The sequence below is a fragment of the Pseudomonas sp. LBUM1659 genome (assembly GCF_059716045.1).
The window spans coordinates 3,440,641-3,456,733 of sequence record NZ_CP166797.1 but is presented as its reverse complement, the minus strand read 5'-3'; the positions used below and the strand labels follow the sequence as shown (position 1 = coordinate 3,456,733).

Below are 16,093 nucleotides of genomic sequence, written 5' to 3'. Positions count from 1 at the left end.
GATCTCCTTTGCTCAAGCGGGCTGCGGTAAGATGCCCGCACTCAAAAAACAACAAGGCTCACCGCGCCAATGTCGGAAAAAGACACCATCTCCATTCACTTGGTGCGCGAAGCTCTGCTGCAGAGTTGTGCCCCCGGCCAGGCCACCGACGAGGTGTTGAACAAGGTCGGTATTGATCCAGCGTTTCTGCAAACCCCCAATGCCCGCGTCCCGGCCACCGCGTATGCGCGGCTCTGGCGTTTACTGGCCCGTCGCCGCGACGACGAGTTTTTTGGCATGGACCCGCGCAAGCTCAAGTCCGGCAGCCTGGAGTTTCTGTGCGGCTGTTCAATGGTCCAGCCGAGCCTCGCCGCCGGGCTGACGTCAGGCCTGAACTTTCTGTCGTTAATGCTTGAACACATGCCCGCGCAACTGGTTCGCCAACAAAGCCTGGCCGAAATCGTGTTGCTGGAAGACGACCAGGACCCTCGCCGCGCCTTCACCTATTTCACCTATTGGATGATCGTTCATGGCGTTGCCTGCTGGCTGGCGGGACGGCGGATACCGATTCTGGCCGTGGAATTACGCTGCGCGGCGCCGGATTTTTGCGATGACTATCAGGTGATGTTCTCCGAGAACCTGCGCTTCGACCGGCCGCGCACGCGGATGATTTTCTCGGCCGACTGCCTGGATGTGCCGATCAAGCGCAGCGCTGAAGAACTCAAGCGTTTCCTGGCCCATGCGCCGGCCAATATTCTGGTCAAGTACCGTGATCCAGAGAGCCTGGCGAGCCGCATCAAGCACGATTTGCGGCAGCTCTGCGCCGCGCAGTGGCCGGAAACCGAGCCGCTGGCGCATCAACTGTGCATGTCGGCCTCGACCTTGCGCCGGCGATTGGCGGAAGAAGGGCAGACCTATCAAGGGATTAAAGACAGCGTGCGCAAGGAGCTGGCCATTGTCTGGCTGGCGGAGCCGAACATCAGCTTCGCCGAGATCGCCACGCGGTTGGGGTTTGCTGATGCCAGCTCGTTTTACAAGGCGTTTCGCAAGTGGTCGGGGTCTAATCCGGGGCATTACCGGAGTTTGATTCTGAACGAGGCGCACTGATCCGAATCCTGTACTGAAACGACAGTCGCCTTCGCGAGCATGCCCGCTCCCACACTCAAATTCTGCGGTTCACACAATCGGTGTTCACTGAAAATCTAATGTGGGAGCGGGCTTGCTCGCGAAGAGGCCCGCCCAGGCACTGCAACCCCTGAACCTTGGCCAAAGCAGTCACGCAACTTGATAACTTTGACCATTGCCCTGTGCTGCCCGCAGAGCGAGTATTTCCCTGGTTTTTACGGTTCCCCCAACCTAATAAAAATACAGAGGGATTCTGGCAATGCGCGATTACCTGTTTGCTTCATCACAGTTCAATTATCAGCACACCGTCGACGCCGCGCTCAGCGGTTCCCTGCAAGCCCTCAACGCCTGCGTCGAGTGTTGCGACCGACATGCTTTGCCAGGGCGCATCGCGCTGTTCTGGGAAGGTCGCGACGGCGCCAGCGCCACGTACACCTTCAGCGACTTGCAGGACAAAGCAGCGCGTTTTGCCAATTTCCTGCTGGCCCAAGGGGTGAAGAAGGGCGACAAGGTCGCCGGTCTCCTGCCACGCAATATCGAATTATTGATCACCGTGTTCGCCACTTGGCGCATTGGCGCGGTGTATCAGCCGCTGTTTACCGCGTTCGGCCCGAAAGCCATCGAACACCGCCTCGGCAGTTCCGCTGCCAAAGTCGTGGTGACCGACGCGGTCAATCGCTCGAAACTCGCAGAAGTGGCCGACTGCCCGAATATCGTTACCGTAGGCGGTGCAAAAGGCCAAGGCATCGTCCGTGGCGATTACAGCTTCTGGGCCGAACTGACCAATTATTCCGCAGAGTGCGAACCGGTGTTGCTGACCGGCGAAGACCCATTCCTGCTGATGTTTACTTCGGGCACCACCGGCCCGTCGAAAGCGTTGTCGGTGCCGCTCAAAGCCATCGTCGCGTTCCAGAGCTACACCCGCGACGCCGTGGATTTACGCCCCGAAGATGCGTTCTGGAACGTTGCCGATCCGGGCTGGGCCTACGGCATCTATTTCGGCGTCACCGGGCCGATGGCGATGGGGCATCCGATCACCTTTTACGATGGCCCGTTCACGCTTGAAAGCACCTGCCGGGTGATCAACAAATACGGGATCACCAACCTCACCGGTTCACCGACGGCTTACCGTCTGCTGATCGCGGGTGGTGATGAGTTCGCCAAATCGATCAAGGGCAAGCTGCGCATCGTCAGCAGCGCCGGCGAGCCGCTCAAACCGGAAGTGATCCGCTGGTTTGCCGACAATCTTGGCGTGGTCATCCACGACCATTACGGCCAGACTGAACTGGGCATGGTCCTGTGCAACCACCACGCACTGGAACATCCGGTCCACGTCGGCGCCGCCGGCTTTGCGTCGCCCGGCCACCGCATCGTGGTGCTGGACGACCAATACAAAGAACTTGGCGTGGGCCAGCCAGGCATTCTGGCCATCGACCGCACCCAGTCGCCAATGTGCTGGTTCAATGGCTACGAAGGCGCACCGACCAAAGCGTTCGTCGGCGACTATTATTTAAGTGGTGACACCGTGGAGTGGAACCCGGACGGCAGTATCAGCTTCGTCGGCCGTAGCGATGACGTGATCACCACGTCTGGCTACCGCGTCGGCCCATTCGACGTGGAAAGTGCGCTGATCGAACACCCTGCCGTGATCGAGGCGGCCGTGGTCGGCAAACCCGATCTGGAGCGCACCGAACTGGTCAAGGCCTTCGTCGTGATCGGCTCGCAATATCGCGCCACGCCGGAGCTGGCGGAAGAGTTGCGCCAACATGTGCGCAAGCGTCTGGCGGCGCATTCCTATCCCCGAGAAATCGAATTTGTCAGCGAGTTGCCGAAAACCCCAAGCGGCAAATTGCAGCGCTTTATCTTGCGCAACCAGGAAATCGCCAAGGCTCAAGAGGCCGCCGCGAAGAACGTTTCAGCTTGAATCCAAGGAAACAATGATGCAAATCGAAAACAAGGTTTTTCTCGTCACCGGCGGTGCTTCCGGTCTGGGCGCGGCGACGGCTGAAATGCTGGTCGCCGCCGGCGCCAAAGTGATGCTGGTGGATATGAATGCCGAGGCGGTTGCGGCGCAGGCCCAGCGTCTGGGCGCACAAAGCGTGGTCGCGGACATCAGCAACGAAGCGGCTGCCGAAGCGGCAGTGCAGGCGACGGTCAAAGCCTTTGGCGGCCTCAACGGTCTGGTCAATTGCGCCGGCATCGTGCGTGGCGAGAAAATCCTCGGCAAGAACGGTCCGCATGCGCTGGCCAGTTTCAGTCAGGTGATCAACGTCAACCTGATCGGCAGCTTCAACATGCTGCGTCTGGCGTCTGCTGCCATTGCTGAAACCGAGCCGGATGCCGACGGCGAGCGCGGCGTGATCATCAACACTGCTTCGGCTGCCGCCTACGACGGCCAGATCGGCCAGTCCGCTTATGCCGCCTCCAAAGGTGCCATTGTCAGCCTGACGTTGCCCGCCGCTCGTGAGCTGGCGCGCTTTGGCATCCGCGTGATGACCATCGCTCCGGGCATTTTTGAAACGCCGATGATGGCCGGCATGGCGCAGGAAGTGCGCGATTCGCTGGCCGCTGGCGTGCCATTCCCGCCGCGTCTGGGCAAACCGGGCGAGTACGCCGCGCTGGTCCGGCATATCATTGAAAACAGCATGCTCAATGGCGAGGTGATCCGTCTCGACGGCGCCTTGCGCATGGCCGCCAAGTAAGGAGATTTGTCATGACTATTGCCAACGATCCCATCGTTATCGTCAGCGCCGTCCGTACCCCGATGGGCGGTTTTCAGGGCGAACTGAAAAGTCTGACTGCGCCGCAACTCGGCGCAGCAGCGATCCGCGCGGCGGTCGAGCGCGCCGGCATCAAACCCGAGTCGGTCGAAGAAGTGCTATTCGGCTGCGTACTGTCCGCCGGCCTTGGCCAGGCGCCGGCACGTCAGGCAGCGCTAGGGGCCGGGCTGGATAAATCGACCCGTTGCACCACGCTGAACAAGATGTGCGGTTCCGGCATGGAAGCGGCGATTCTGGCCCACGACATGCTGGTGGCCGGCAGCGCCGACGTGGTGGTGGCGGGGGGCATGGAAAGCATGTCCAACGCGCCGTACCTGCTGGACCGCGCGCGTAGCGGCTATCGCATGGGCCACGGTCGTGTGCTCGATCACATGTTCCTCGACGGCCTGGAAGATGCCTACGACAAGGGGCGCCTGATGGGCACCTTTGCCGAGGATTGCGCCGAGACCAACGGCTTCAGCCGTGAAGCGCAGGATGCGTTTGCCATCGCCTCGACCACTCGCGCGCAACAGGCGATCAAGGACGGCCGCTTCAACGCCGAGATCGTCCCGGTGTCGGTCATGGTCGGTAAAGAACAGGTGCTGATCAGCAATGACGAACAGCCGCCGAAAGCCAAGCTGGACAAGATTACTTCGTTGAAACCGGCGTTTCGCGACGGCGGCACAGTGACGGCGGCGAACTCCAGTTCCATTTCTGACGGCGCGGCGGCACTGGTGCTGATGCGCCGCTCCGAAGCCGAGAAACAAGGGCTGAAACCGCTGGCAGTGATTCACGGCCACGCAGCGTTTGCTGACACCCCGGGCCTGTTCCCGGTGGCACCGGTGGGCGCGATCAAGAAACTGATGAAGAAAACCGGCTGGTCGCTGGACCAGGTCGAACTGTTCGAAGTGAACGAAGCCTTCGCTGTGGTCAGTCTGGTGACCATGAGCAAACTGGAAATCCCCCACGAGAAGGTCAACGTTCACGGTGGCGCGTGCGCCTTGGGCCACCCGATTGGTGCGTCGGGCGCGCGAATTCTCGTGACCTTGCTCTCGGCCCTGCGCCAGAAAGGCCTGAAACGCGGCGTTGCAGCAATCTGCATCGGCGGCGGCGAAGCCACGGCCATGGCCGTTGAATGCCTGTTGTAGGAGCACGGCTTGCCGGCGATGGGGTCCATGAGATCGCCATCGCGAGCAAGCTCGGCTCCTACAGCGCAGGTGGTATAGGGCTTATTTTAAGGACTTGGCATGATTCCCAATGACGAACAACTGCAGATCAGCGAAGCGGCCCGGCAGTTTGCCCAGGAACGGCTGAAACCGTTCGCCGCCGAGTGGGATCGCGAACACCGCTTCCCCAAAGAAGCCATCGGTGAAATGGCAGCGCTGGGCTTCTTCGGCATGTTGGTGCCGGAGCAGTGGGGCGGTTGCGACACCGGTTATCTGGCTTACGCCATGGCGCTGGAAGAAATCGCCGCCGGCGATGGCGCGTGCTCGACCATCATGAGCGTGCACAACTCGGTCGGTTGCGTGCCGATCCTCCACTACGGCAACGACGACCAGAAAGAGCGCTTCCTCAAGCCATTGGCCAGCGGTGCGATGCTCGGCGCATTTGCCTTGACCGAACCGCAAGCCGGTTCCGACGCCAGTGGCCTGAAAACCCGCGCACGCCTGGAAGGCGATCACTACGTGCTCAATGGCTGCAAGCAGTTCATCACCTCCGGGCAAAACGCCGGGGTGGTGATTGTGTTTGCAGTGACGGACCCGAGCGCCGGCAAGCGTGGTATTACCGCGCTGATCGTGCCGACCGACTCGCCAGGCTATAAAGTCGCCCGCGTCGAAGACAAACTCGGTCAGCACGCGTCCGACACCTGCCAGATTCTGTTTGAAGACGTGAAAGTCCCGATCGCAAACCGTCTGGGCGAGGAGGGCGAAGGTTACCGAATTGCCCTGGCCAACCTCGAAGGCGGCCGCGTCGGCATCGCTTCGCAATCGGTGGGCATGGCCCGCGCTGCGTTTGAAGCAGCCCGTGATTATGCCCGTGAGCGCGAGAGTTTCGGCAAGCCGATCATCGAACACCAGGCGGTTGCGTTCCGTCTGGCCGACATGGCCACGCAAATCGCCGTGGCCCGGCAGATGGTGCATTACGCGGCGGCGTTGAGGGACAGCGGCAAACCGGCACTGGTCGAAGCCTCCATGGCCAAACTGTTCGCCTCGGAAATGGCCGAAAAGGTTTGTTCTTCGGCGTTGCAAACCCTCGGCGGTTACGGTTACCTCAACGACTTCCCGCTGGAGCGGATCTACCGCGACGTGCGGGTTTGCCAGATCTACGAAGGCACCAGCGATATTCAGCGCATGGTCATTTCGCGCAATTTATAAGAAGGAGTCCACTTGTGAGCTACGAAACGATTTTGCTGGAAACCCACGGCCGCGTCGGCCTGATTACCTTGAACCGTCCGCAAGCGCTGAACGCGCTGAACGCGCAGATCGTCAGCGAACTGAACCACGCCCTCGATGGCCTGGAAGCCGATTCGAACATCGGCTGCATCGTGCTGACCGGCTCGAAAAAAGCCTTCGCCGCCGGTGCCGACATCAAGGAAATGGCCGAGCTGACCTACCCGCAAATCTACATCGACGACCTGTTTAGCGACAGCGATCGCGTGGCCAACCGCCGCAAACCGATCATTGCGGCGGTCAACGGTTTTGCCCTGGGCGGCGGTTGTGAACTGGCGCTGATGTGCGACTTCATCCTGGCCGGCGACAACGCCAAATTCGGCCAGCCGGAAATCAACCTCGGCGTGCTGCCGGGCATGGGCGGCACCCAACGCCTGACCCGCGCCGTGGGCAAGGCCAAGGCCATGGAAATGTGCCTGAGCGGGCGTTTGATCGATGCGGTGGAAGCAGAGCGCTGCGGAATCGTCGCGCGGATAGTCCCGGCGGATGAATTGTTGGACGAAGCGCTGAAAGTCGCGGCGTTAATCGCGAAGAAGTCGCTGCCGATTGCGATGATGGTCAAGGAAAGCGTCAACCGCGCATTTGAAGTGAGCCTGTCCGAAGGCGTGCGCTTTGAGCGTCGGGTGTTCCATGCCGCGTTTGCGACGCAGGATCAGAAGGAAGGTATGGCGGCGTTTATTGCCAAGCGTGAGGCTGAGTTCGTCGGTAAGTAATGTAGCGTTCTTGCTGACGCCATCGCGGGCTAGCCCGGCTCCCACAGGATTTAGGAGCCGAGCTTGCTCCGGGCGGCGTTCCGACGATGCTTTCAGGGTTTCACACCAGGTAGTGCTTCAACTCGCGGGCAATCACCATCCGTTGTATCTCGCTCGACCCTTCATAAATCTGCGTGATCCGCGCATCCCGGTAGTAACGCTCCACCGGGTAATCCTCCAGATACCCGTAGCCGCCATGAATCTGCATCGCTTGCGAGCAGACTTTCTCGGCCATTTCCGATGCAAACAGCTTGGCCTGTGACGCCTCCGACAGACACGGCTTGCCCGCGCTGCGCAGTCGCGCGGCATGCAGGATCAGCAGGCGTGCGGCATTCAAGCGGGTGTGCATGTCGGCGAGCATATTGGCGATGCTCTGGTGTTCGATGATCGGCTTGTCGAATTGCACCCGATCCCGCGAATACGCCAGCGCTGTTTCAAACGCCGCACGGGCAATTCCCAAAGCTTGCGCGGCGATGCCGATGCGGCCGCCTTCGAGGTTGGACAGGGCGATGGCCAGGCCTTTGCCGCGTTCACCCAGCAGGTTGGCTTCGGGAATGGTGCAGTTGCTCAGCGTCACTGCGCAGGTGTCGGAGGCGCGGATGCCCATCTTGTGTTCAGTGCGATCGACGATAAAACCGGCGGTGGCGGTCGGTACCAGGAACGCTGAGATACCGCGTTTGCCCAGGTCCGGATCGGTCACGGCAAATACAATCGCCAGTTTCGCCCGTTTGCCGTTGCTGACAAATTGCTTGGCGCCGTTGATCACCCACTGGCCGTCGCGCAGTTCGGCGCGAGTGCGCAGGTTGTGCGCTTCGGAACCCGCTTGTGGTTCGGTCAGGCAGAAGCAGCCGATGGTCTGGCCGCTGGCGAGATCCGGCAGCCAGGTCTGTTTCTGTTCTTCAGTGCCGTAATTGAGGACCGGTCCGCAGCCCACGGAGTTATGGATACTCATCAGCGCACCGGTAGCACCGTCGCCCGCTGAAATCTCTTCCACCGCCAGCGCGTAGGCGACGTAGTCGACATAGGTGCCGCCCCATTCTTCAGGCACCACCATGCCCAGCAGGCCCAGCTCACCCATCTTCGCCACCAGACCGTCGTCGATCCAGCCAGCCTTTTCCCAGGCTTGTGCGTGGGGCGCGATTTCGCCGCTGGCAAAATCCCGGGCCATGTCGCGGATCATGACTTGCTCTTCACTCAATTCGATATCGTGCATGGCTCAGTTCCCGCTTTCATCAAGGCCGGTGAAGAAACTCGCGACGTGCTCGGCGTCCAGCGCCTGCAAAGTCGGTGGGTTCCAGCGCGGGCTCTTGTCTTTGTCGATCAGCAAGGCGCGCACGCCTTCGATCAGGTCGCCGCGCTCGAACCACTGACGGTCCAGGTGAAGCTCAAGGGCGAAGCAGTCCTTCAGATCCAAGTGCCGACCGCGACGGAGCATTTCCAGGGTCACACCCATGGCCAAGGGCGAACGGCTTTGCAGCAAGTCGGCGGTGGTGACCGCCCAATCACGGCTATCAGCTATCGTCACTTCACGCAGTTGCTCAACAATACTCGGCACATCGGGCAAGGCGAAGAAGTGGTCGATGGCCGGACGCAATGCTTCTAACGGTGCATCGGGCAGTTGCTGTACCGCGAGTTTAGACAGCAAGCCTTGGAGGTCTTTGAGCGGCGTGTCGTGCCATTCAAGCTGATCGAGCTTCTCGTCGAGCGCGGCCAGTTTTTCACTGTCCAGATACCAGTCGGCAAGCCCGCAATAGAGCGCATCGGCTGCGCGAATCTGAACGCCGCTGACGCCCAGATAAATCCCCAACTCGCCCGGAATGCGCGGCAGGAAATAGCTGCCGCCTACGTCCGGGAAGTAACCGATGCCGACTTCCGGCATCGCCAGACGGCTTTTTTCGGTGACCACCCGCAAATCCGCGCCTTGCACCAGGCCCATACCGCCGCCCAGTACGAAACCGTCCATCAAGGCGAGCACAGGTTTGCGGTAGTGATGAATCGTCAGGTCGAGGGTGTATTCCTCGACAAAGAAATCCTGGTGCAGTGTGTCGCCGCTTTTGTAGCTGTCATACAGCGAGCGAATATCGCCGCCGGCACAGAAGCCTTTCTCGCCGGCACCGCGTAATACCACAGCATGCACCTGAGTATCCTGAGCCCAGGCGTCAAGCTGACGTTGCAGGTTGCGCACCATGTCCAGGGTCAAGGCGTTAAGGCCGGCGGGGCGGTTGAGGGTCAGGTGACCGATGTGGTTGCGAACCTCGGCCAGCACGTCGTTTCGCGTGGCATCCATGGACGAGGTCTCCTTCGATAAAACCTGAGCAGTCATCACTAACTCCCTGCTTTTATTGTTCTTTATAGAGATGCTCGCGCGCGAGCGATGCAGGATCGTACCAGTGCAAATTTGTGATGTACAACCGAGATATGTGCAGGCTCGGTTTGCGTTTTTGTCCTATGCCTTGTTAATTCAGAAGGTGCATTTGAAGGGTTTGGGCGCACAACAGCAGCGCCTGCTTCGCTTAGTCATAACGAGCCGGGTAGTTGACGAAACCATGGGGCATGCCCACGTATTCCTTGTGCTGAACCGGTACCTGCGCCTCAGTCAGCTTGCGCACATACTCGCGGCCTTCATCGCGCAACACGTCCAGTTCAGAGGTGATGATCAGCGCCGGCGGCAATCCTCGCAGGTGTTCATGGCGCAAGGGTGAAAGCCTGGGGTCCGCGCGGGACACACCTGGCGGTACGTAGTGTTTGATGTACCACTCAAGCATCTTGCCCGTCAGGCCATACCCTTCAGCGAATTCCTGGTGCGAAGGATTTTTGGCCAGACAATCGAGCAATGGGTAGAGCATCAGTTGAAACACGATCCTCGGCGAACCCCGTGATTGAGCCCACTGACTAATGATTGCGGCCAGCCCACCCCCCGAACCACCGCCTGCCACTGCCATTCGCGAAGGATCCAGGTTTATGACCGGGCCTTCATCGACAACCCACTGCGTAGCCGCGCAGCAATCTTCTACCGCTGCGGGGAGCACGTGTTCCGGCGGGCGAGCGTAGTCCACGGCTACCACGGCGCAGCCTGCCCATTCACACATATGCCGACAAAAGCCGTCGTGGGTGTCCAGATCGCCGGTAACCCAACCGCCGCCATGAAAAAACATCAACACCGCAAAGGGGCCGGGGCCGGCTGGGGTGTAGAGTCGCAAAGGCAATGATCGCCCATGGCTATCGATCAACAGGTCTCGAACGCTCATCACCATCAATTGGCGAAGGGCTGTTCGGGCACTTTCCACGGTCAATTGCGATTCAATCGTCGAAGTCATCATCGGACTCCTGATCTGCATAAGCCTGGATTTCGATCTCGATCACATACTCCGGACAAATCAGCTTCCCGACCTCCAGGCACATCGTGGTCGGCGGGTGCCCTTCAAAGAACTCTTTGTGCGCCTTGGCAATGTCTGGCCAGAAAGCCATGTCGGTGGTGTACATACGGGTAGCGATAATGCTGCGCCGATCTACACCGAACTGTTTGATCGCGGCCTCGATGATCTGCAAACAGCGTCCGGTCTGGGCATAGGCATCGCCGGGTGCGAAGGGCGTGCCGTCTTCTTTGAAGGCCACAGTGCCCCCCATCAATATCGTGTTCCCCGCCTTCAATGCCCGGCAATAGCACGCCTGGCATTCCCACGGTGCTGCCGAAAAGACCCGTTCGAAGTTCATTGTGCCGCTCCTTTGCCCAGATCAATGGGCAGTGATGTCAGTCCACGAAATTGCAGGTTGTTGGTGCGCCAGACCGCTGGCGTGCCAGCCATCAGGTTCAGGTTGGGAAACCGCTTGAACAACGAGGTAAAAACGATCTCGGCTTCAAGCCTGAACAACGCCGTGCCCATGCAGAAATGTTCGCCCCGGCCGAAGGCCAGGTGATCGTTGGGTTGGCGATGGACGTCGAAACGCTCAGGGTCGGGAAACTTCACCGGGTCCCTGTTGGCAGAGGCGCGCATCAGGTACACCAGATCGCCCCGTTTCATCGTGACGTCGCCAATCGTGACGTCTTCGTTGAGTACCCGATGGCTGAACGACCCGGCAGAATCGAAGCGCAGCATTTCTTCGATGGCCGGTTTGACCAGATTCAGATCGGCCTTCAGGGCACTCAGTTGTTCGGGATGCTCTAGCAAATGCAGCAAGCCGATGCACAGTTGATCCGCGCTGGTGGTGTAGCCCGCGACCAGAATGAACACGATCTGCGCAAGCACCTGATCCGTGCCCGAATCGTTGTCCGCGCTGGCCTCAAGCACCCGGCTGACCAGGTCATCCTGGGGCTGTCGTCGGCGTTGCTCGATGACTTCGGCGAAGTAGGCATACATCTCTTCAACGCCTTTCAGCGCCTGCTCAGGCCCGTAATCCGGGTCCAGGCTGCCAACCAGAAAGATCAGAATGTCATCGGTCCAGCGCCTGAGTTTCAATGCGTCTTCGCGCGGGATGCCGTAGAGCTTGGCCAGGATCAGCGCCGGGACGCGATTGAACAGGTTGGCCATCAAATCCGTTTGCGGTTCGAGGCCGGACAACGCTCTGTCGATGATTTCCTCAATCGTCGGGCGCACGGTTTCGAGGGTTCGCGGCGTGAAGGCTTTGCCCAGCAGATGGCGGCTGTGCTTGTGGGCCTGGCCATCCTGCGAGTACATCCAGTCGGAAGCGAGTTTGACGAATGTGGCCAGTTTCGCGCGTTTTTCAGGCGCAACCTGGGCATCGACCAGTTGTTGCATGCGGTTTGAGGAGTACCGTGCGGTGTCTGCCTGGGCGGCGAACACGTCGCTGTATCGGGTCAGAAACCAGGCATTGAAATGGGCGCACCAGTAAACCGGCTGATGCTCTCGCAGCCAGGCATACGCCGGGTAGGGATTTCGCACCGTTTTGCGATCGGTAAAGTCGAGCAGCGATTGACTGTCCATATTCATTGCTCCTCGTACAGCGCGGCGGTGAATTGCCGGAGGTAGTCAGGATCATTGATGGGCGCGCTGACCAGTTCCGCCGGCGGCTCCAGCAAGGTCGCCAGGTGTGCGATCTGCGATTCGGTGGCGTGAGCGTTCAGATCGGCGCTTTCAATGGCGGGTGATCCTTCACTCAAGTGCGGCGCGAACACGTAGACAAGGTCATGCATCAATTCTGGCGAAAGGCGCTGATCGCGCTGTATTTCGCCGATGATCAAGTCGAGGGCTCGAGCGTAGGTCAGGCTCATCGCCTGTCGATGTGAGACTTCACCCGTTTTGTCGCAGCGCTCTACGATCTTCTTTTCAATACGCTGGGCGATGTTGCCTGTGGGGTGTAAGGCAAACCGCGGGCGGGTCATGGCATCCCGGGCCACCTGATAGGCCATGACGCTGTTGTCACCGGCAAAGGTAATGCTGATTTCGCAATCCGTGCACAAGGTGACGATCTGGTTGTAATGGTGAAAACCCTGAGAGCCGCACAGCTCCCGGCACATGCGCATGACATCGAGCCCCATCCAGGTGCCGACACTTTTGGCGATGGCCGCCAGAATGTGCAGTTCCTTGCGTTTGTCCGGTTGATCCCACATGGCTTCGAAGCGTGACAGGATCGCCTGTTCCAGAAGCTTCAAGGCGAGTGCTTTCAACTGCTCGACGTACAGCCGTTGCTGAATCAGTGGTTTGCTCAGGAGCGGCTCGCTGCCCGTGGCCTGTTTGAGCTGTCGATGGCAGACAAAGCGATGCGCCAGATGTGCGCACAGGCCTGCGCCACCACGCGCCGCCGCCAGAAGAAACAACCGCTCCTGAATGAACGTCTCCATGGCGCAGGTCACGCGCTGGTCTTTGGCAACGTCGCTGGAAAACTGACCGTCAGGACTGAGCCGGGCGTGGCGCCGCATCATCGCGTCGATGGGCAGTTGCATCTCGCAGAAACGAATCCCCGCCACTTGATTGGCGTGGATCCCGCCCTTGGGATCGCAAGCCATGACCCTGACGCCGGGCAACAACGGACCGTTTTCCTGATCGCGAATCGGCACCCGGAACCAGTGCAGTCCCTCATCCTCGCCATCGACCACCAAACGCGCGAGCACCATGACGACCTGCGCGGCGTGCAGGGCGTTCCCGATCCAGAACTTGCAGGCGCCCGGCGATGGCGTGTGCAGGATCAGGCAATGATTCAGGCGGTCGTGGCTGACAGTCGTTTGCAAGTTGCGCACGTCGGAGCCGCTATTGATTTCGGTGCAGCCAAAGGCGTACACCGCACTCATTTCGATGATTTCCTGACGGTAGCGCGCGACTTGCAGGGCGTCGCCCTGAGCAAACAGTGCGTTGCCGGCAATCATATGGTCGACGATGGAAGAGAACAGGGCATAGTCGAAAGCGCCGACCGTGGCCGTGCGTTCGATCATCAACCGGAACTCTGACTGGCGCGGCTGACCCAGCCACATGTCATTGGTAATCAGGCCCGCCTGAACGATGTTGCGCATTCGACCGATGGTCAGGTCCATGTAGTCGCGCAAGGGCAAGCGGTGGCGGGTCCGTGCATCGAACACGGGGGATCGCAGCATTTTCAGCAGGGGGTCGTTCATGAAAAGTCCCTCTCTCGGATTTCGAAAAAAAACGTTTCGAAACCACCAGAGCCAGAGGGCCGGCGCAGCAGAGAACAACAGGGAGGTGCGGATCTGTCAAAGCGCGAAGGCAGCGTCGCCACTCAACAACAGTGAGTATTTCTCCATAGCCAGACTTCTGTGTCATCGCTACTGGACATTACGGCGGGCCAGACTTCGTAGTGAAAGGCAGACAACTCTATGCGGTACGTTTTTTACTTTAGCTTCGGATTTTCTGCAGGCAAGGTGAACCCTTGACCGTTGGTCTAAGCGCTACGAGACAGTACTTCACCAATACTGCGCCGCTTGGCGTGCAGTTCACTGGCATGGATCAGTTGTTCGAGGTCTTCGGGGGTGACATCGAAGAACGCTTCCATGTCCGCCAACGCCAGTTTCAGGTCCTGGGCGGTGATGGCCTGGCTGTCGACGGGCGGGTGGTCGGCGGGGAGCACGGCCACCGTTTCGCTGGCACGTTTCGGGTAGCGAATGCGTGTCAGGTTGTTGTACGCCAGGGCGCTGAGCAGCATCACTGAGGCGCCGAGCATCACCGGGCCGAGGGCTTTCCAGTCCATGGCGATGGTGGCGGGGTCGGCCAACACCAGCGTCAACGCCAAAGCGCCGGCCGGTGGGTGAAGGCAACGCAGCCAACACATCAACATCAGCGCCATGCCCGCTGCCAGGCAGGCACTGCCGAGGGTTCGGCCGAGCACATGGGCGACCAGCAGCGAAACCACCCCGGCACTCAGGTAACCCCCCAGAATCGACCACGGCTGGGCGAGGGCGCCGGAGGATACGGCGAACAACAACACCGCCGATGCACCCAATGGGCCGATCAGGTGATGCGCCACTTCCATGCCGAACACTTGCCCGCAAACCCACACGCTGAACAGCGTTCCAAGGGCCATGCCGATGGCGGCGCGGCTCCATTCGGAGGGACGAGTGTTGATGGCGGCGGGCAACCAGCGAGCGAGCATGACGAAATCGATCCGTGGAAAAAAACGAGCAAAAAAAAAGGCTTGCTGGGATATCCAGAAAGCCCTTGAAGTGGTTCCAACTATTGGGGGAGGAACGAGGCACAGTGTGCCGTTGAATACAGATACTGACAAATTCATATTAATGAAGCTTCAGTGCATTAATTTTGCAGTATCGCCACTCGCCGACCGCTCATGAAACAAAGGAGGCCGCCCATCGCGGTCAGTGCGCTCAGGGCATAGAACATCGTCGGTGCGGGCGTGTGCACAAGCAGGAATCCGCAGATCACCGGGCTCAGTGCGCCGCCGAGTGCCGCAAGGTTCTGCGCACCGTAATAGCTGCCGCGCAGTTCTTCTGGGGCCAGGGTGTCGACGAACAGGAACTCGGCGGGGTAAATGATCATTTCACCGAGGGTGAAGATGAACATGGCCACGCACCACGACACCAGGCTGTCGGCCAGGCTGAAGCCGATCAAGCTGACGATGAACAGGCTGGTGCCACCGGCAATCCAGCAGCGCAGTTGTTCGCGCTTGAGGAACCGGCCGATCTGGTATTGCAGCAGGATCACACTGATGGCGTTGCAGGCGAGCAGGGCGGCCATGGTTTCCAGGGCGCGTTTGGAATCGTGAGTCATCAGCAGGTATTGCGACAGGTACAACGTGAACCGGCCATGGACGACGGTACTGAGCAGGCAGCCGCCGATGAACATGATCAATGTGCGGTCGTTCTTCAGGGTGATCAGCGTCTTGAGAAAGCTTTGCGGCTGGCCGATGGCGGGTGGCTGGGCCGAGTCCCTGGGGATGCCGATCATCAGGAAGATGCTGAAAAACGCAATGCCGCCGGCGATCAGAAACGGCGCAATCGGGTACACGCCGGCAATCACCACGCCGAGCATCGGCCCGGTGGCGTAACCGATGTTGGTCAAGGTGTAGCGCAGGGAAAAGGCCTTGGCGCGCTGGCCCATGGGCAGGTTTTCGCTGAGGATCGCTTTCGACCCGATCAGGAACAACGCCGAAGCGGTTTCAGTGATCACCAGCGTGGCGGTGGTCAGGTAGAGGTTTTCGGCGAACGTCAGCAATACAAAACCGATGGCGCTGGAGAGCATGGTGAGGATCAGCAGCCGGCGTTTTTCCAGACGGTCGATGATGTAGCCGCCATAGAGCGCGAGCAGGGTCGCGATGAACACCGCAATGCCCAGCAACAAGCCAACGTCCTGTTGGTTGAGGCCCAGTTTGTTGCTCAGGAACAGCGTGAGCAGCGGGCTGGTGATGGCTCGGCTGACGACAATCGTCAGCGAGACGATCATCAGGCGGCGGATTACGAGCGAGTAAGTGGCCACGGTGGGGCAAATGTCCTTATTTGGTTTTTGTAGTGTTTGCCGAAGGACCGAGTCGCGGCCATTCGCGAGCAAGCCCGCTCCCACAATTGGAATGCGTTCCCCTGTGGGAGCTTGCTCGCGATGGCGTCAGC

General features: G+C 59.9%; 14 protein-coding genes. 6 read left to right on the top strand and 8 right to left on the bottom strand.

Annotated elements, in window-relative coordinates:
• Positions 1-69 precede the first annotated feature (69 nt).
• The 6 genes from ACA048_RS15600 (at position 70) to ACA048_RS15575 (ending at position 7,026) form a co-directional block, all read left to right on the top strand.
• On the top strand, positions 70-1,086 hold the full coding sequence (locus ACA048_RS15600) for an AraC family transcriptional regulator (protein WP_497625228.1): 1,017 nt from the start codon (positions 70-72) through the stop codon (positions 1,084-1,086).
• Between the two features lie 277 nt (positions 1,087-1,363).
• Positions 1,364-3,028, top strand: a complete 1,665-nt coding sequence (locus ACA048_RS15595; RefSeq protein WP_497625227.1) for an AMP-binding protein — start codon at positions 1,364-1,366, stop codon at positions 3,026-3,028.
• A 16-nt stretch (positions 3,029-3,044) separates the two neighbouring features.
• Positions 3,045-3,806: an SDR family NAD(P)-dependent oxidoreductase gene (locus ACA048_RS15590; RefSeq protein ID WP_497625226.1), complete on the top strand. Its 762-nt coding sequence runs from the start codon at positions 3,045-3,047 to the stop codon at positions 3,804-3,806.
• An 11-nt stretch (positions 3,807-3,817) separates the two neighbouring features.
• Positions 3,818-5,011 (top strand): acetyl-CoA C-acyltransferase, encoded by a 1,194-nt coding sequence (locus ACA048_RS15585; protein ID WP_497625225.1) that lies wholly within the window; start codon positions 3,818-3,820, stop codon positions 5,009-5,011.
• 99 nt (positions 5,012-5,110) lie between these two features.
• On the top strand, positions 5,111-6,238 hold the full coding sequence (locus tag ACA048_RS15580) for an acyl-CoA dehydrogenase (RefSeq protein ID WP_497625224.1): 1,128 nt from the start codon (positions 5,111-5,113) through the stop codon (positions 6,236-6,238).
• Positions 6,239-6,252: 14 nt separating this feature from the next.
• Entirely contained in the window at positions 6,253-7,026 is a 774-nt protein-coding gene (locus ACA048_RS15575; RefSeq protein ID WP_497625223.1) for an enoyl-CoA hydratase, read from the top strand.
• Positions 7,027-7,126: 100 nt separating this feature from the next.
• Here ACA048_RS15575 and ACA048_RS15570 read toward each other — a convergent pair whose 3' ends face one another.
• The 8 genes from ACA048_RS15570 to ACA048_RS15535 all read right to left on the bottom strand — a co-directional run bounded on the left by ACA048_RS15570 (position 7,127) and on the right by ACA048_RS15535 (position 15,962).
• Positions 7,127-8,278 (bottom strand): acyl-CoA dehydrogenase family protein, encoded by a 1,152-nt coding sequence (locus ACA048_RS15570; protein WP_497625222.1) that lies wholly within the window; start codon positions 8,276-8,278, stop codon positions 7,127-7,129.
• A 3-nt stretch (positions 8,279-8,281) separates the two neighbouring features.
• Positions 8,282-9,388, bottom strand: coding sequence for an enoyl-CoA hydratase/isomerase family protein (locus ACA048_RS15565; protein ID WP_497625221.1), 1,107 nt, complete (start codon positions 9,386-9,388; stop codon positions 8,282-8,284).
• Positions 9,389-9,578: 190 nt separating this feature from the next.
• Positions 9,579-10,382 (bottom strand): alpha/beta hydrolase, encoded by an 804-nt coding sequence (locus ACA048_RS15560; protein ID WP_497625220.1) that lies wholly within the window; start codon positions 10,380-10,382, stop codon positions 9,579-9,581.
• Positions 10,366-10,779, bottom strand: coding sequence for a RidA family protein (locus tag ACA048_RS15555; RefSeq protein ID WP_497625219.1), 414 nt, complete (start codon positions 10,777-10,779; stop codon positions 10,366-10,368). The genes ACA048_RS15560 and ACA048_RS15555 overlap by 17 nt, the downstream gene beginning before the upstream one ends.
• Complete coding sequence (locus tag ACA048_RS15550) at positions 10,776-12,008, bottom strand: cytochrome P450 (RefSeq protein ID WP_497625218.1); 1,233 nt, start codon at positions 12,006-12,008, stop codon at positions 10,776-10,778. Before ACA048_RS15550 ends, ACA048_RS15555 begins: the two co-directional genes overlap by 4 nt.
• 2 nt (positions 12,009-12,010) lie before the next feature.
• Positions 12,011-13,633 (bottom strand): acyl-CoA dehydrogenase family protein, encoded by a 1,623-nt coding sequence (locus ACA048_RS15545; protein ID WP_497625217.1) that lies wholly within the window; start codon positions 13,631-13,633, stop codon positions 12,011-12,013.
• A 284-nt stretch (positions 13,634-13,917) separates the two neighbouring features.
• On the bottom strand, positions 13,918-14,625 hold the full coding sequence (locus tag ACA048_RS15540; protein WP_497625216.1) for an HPP family protein: 708 nt from the start codon (positions 14,623-14,625) through the stop codon (positions 13,918-13,920).
• A 158-nt stretch (positions 14,626-14,783) separates the two neighbouring features.
• A complete protein-coding gene (locus ACA048_RS15535; RefSeq protein WP_497625215.1) occupies positions 14,784-15,962 on the bottom strand; it encodes an MFS transporter in 1,179 nt (392 codons plus the stop codon).
• Positions 15,963-16,093 lie beyond the last annotated feature (131 nt).

Coding starts and splice junctions, on each gene's coding strand:
- ACA048_RS15600 (WP_497625228.1), top strand. CDS start 70: ATGTCGGAAAAAGACACCATCTCCATTCACTTGGTGCGCGAAGCTCTG.
- ACA048_RS15595 (WP_497625227.1), top strand. CDS start 1,364: ATGCGCGATTACCTGTTTGCTTCATCACAGTTCAATTATCAGCACACC.
- ACA048_RS15590 (WP_497625226.1), top strand. CDS start 3,045: ATGCAAATCGAAAACAAGGTTTTTCTCGTCACCGGCGGTGCTTCCGGT.
- ACA048_RS15585 (WP_497625225.1), top strand. CDS start 3,818: ATGACTATTGCCAACGATCCCATCGTTATCGTCAGCGCCGTCCGTACC.
- ACA048_RS15580 (WP_497625224.1), top strand. CDS start 5,111: ATGATTCCCAATGACGAACAACTGCAGATCAGCGAAGCGGCCCGGCAG.
- ACA048_RS15570 (WP_497625222.1), bottom strand. CDS start 8,278: ATGCACGATATCGAATTGAGTGAAGAGCAAGTCATGATCCGCGACATG.
- ACA048_RS15565 (WP_497625221.1), bottom strand. CDS start 9,388: ATGACTGCTCAGGTTTTATCGAAGGAGACCTCGTCCATGGATGCCACG.
- ACA048_RS15560 (WP_497625220.1), bottom strand. CDS start 10,382: ATGACTTCGACGATTGAATCGCAATTGACCGTGGAAAGTGCCCGAACA.
- ACA048_RS15555 (WP_497625219.1), bottom strand. CDS start 10,779: ATGAACTTCGAACGGGTCTTTTCGGCAGCACCGTGGGAATGCCAGGCG.
- ACA048_RS15550 (WP_497625218.1), bottom strand. CDS start 12,008: ATGGACAGTCAATCGCTGCTCGACTTTACCGATCGCAAAACGGTGCGA.
- ACA048_RS15545 (WP_497625217.1), bottom strand. CDS start 13,633: ATGAACGACCCCCTGCTGAAAATGCTGCGATCCCCCGTGTTCGATGCA.
- ACA048_RS15540 (WP_497625216.1), bottom strand. CDS start 14,625: ATGCTCGCTCGCTGGTTGCCCGCCGCCATCAACACTCGTCCCTCCGAA.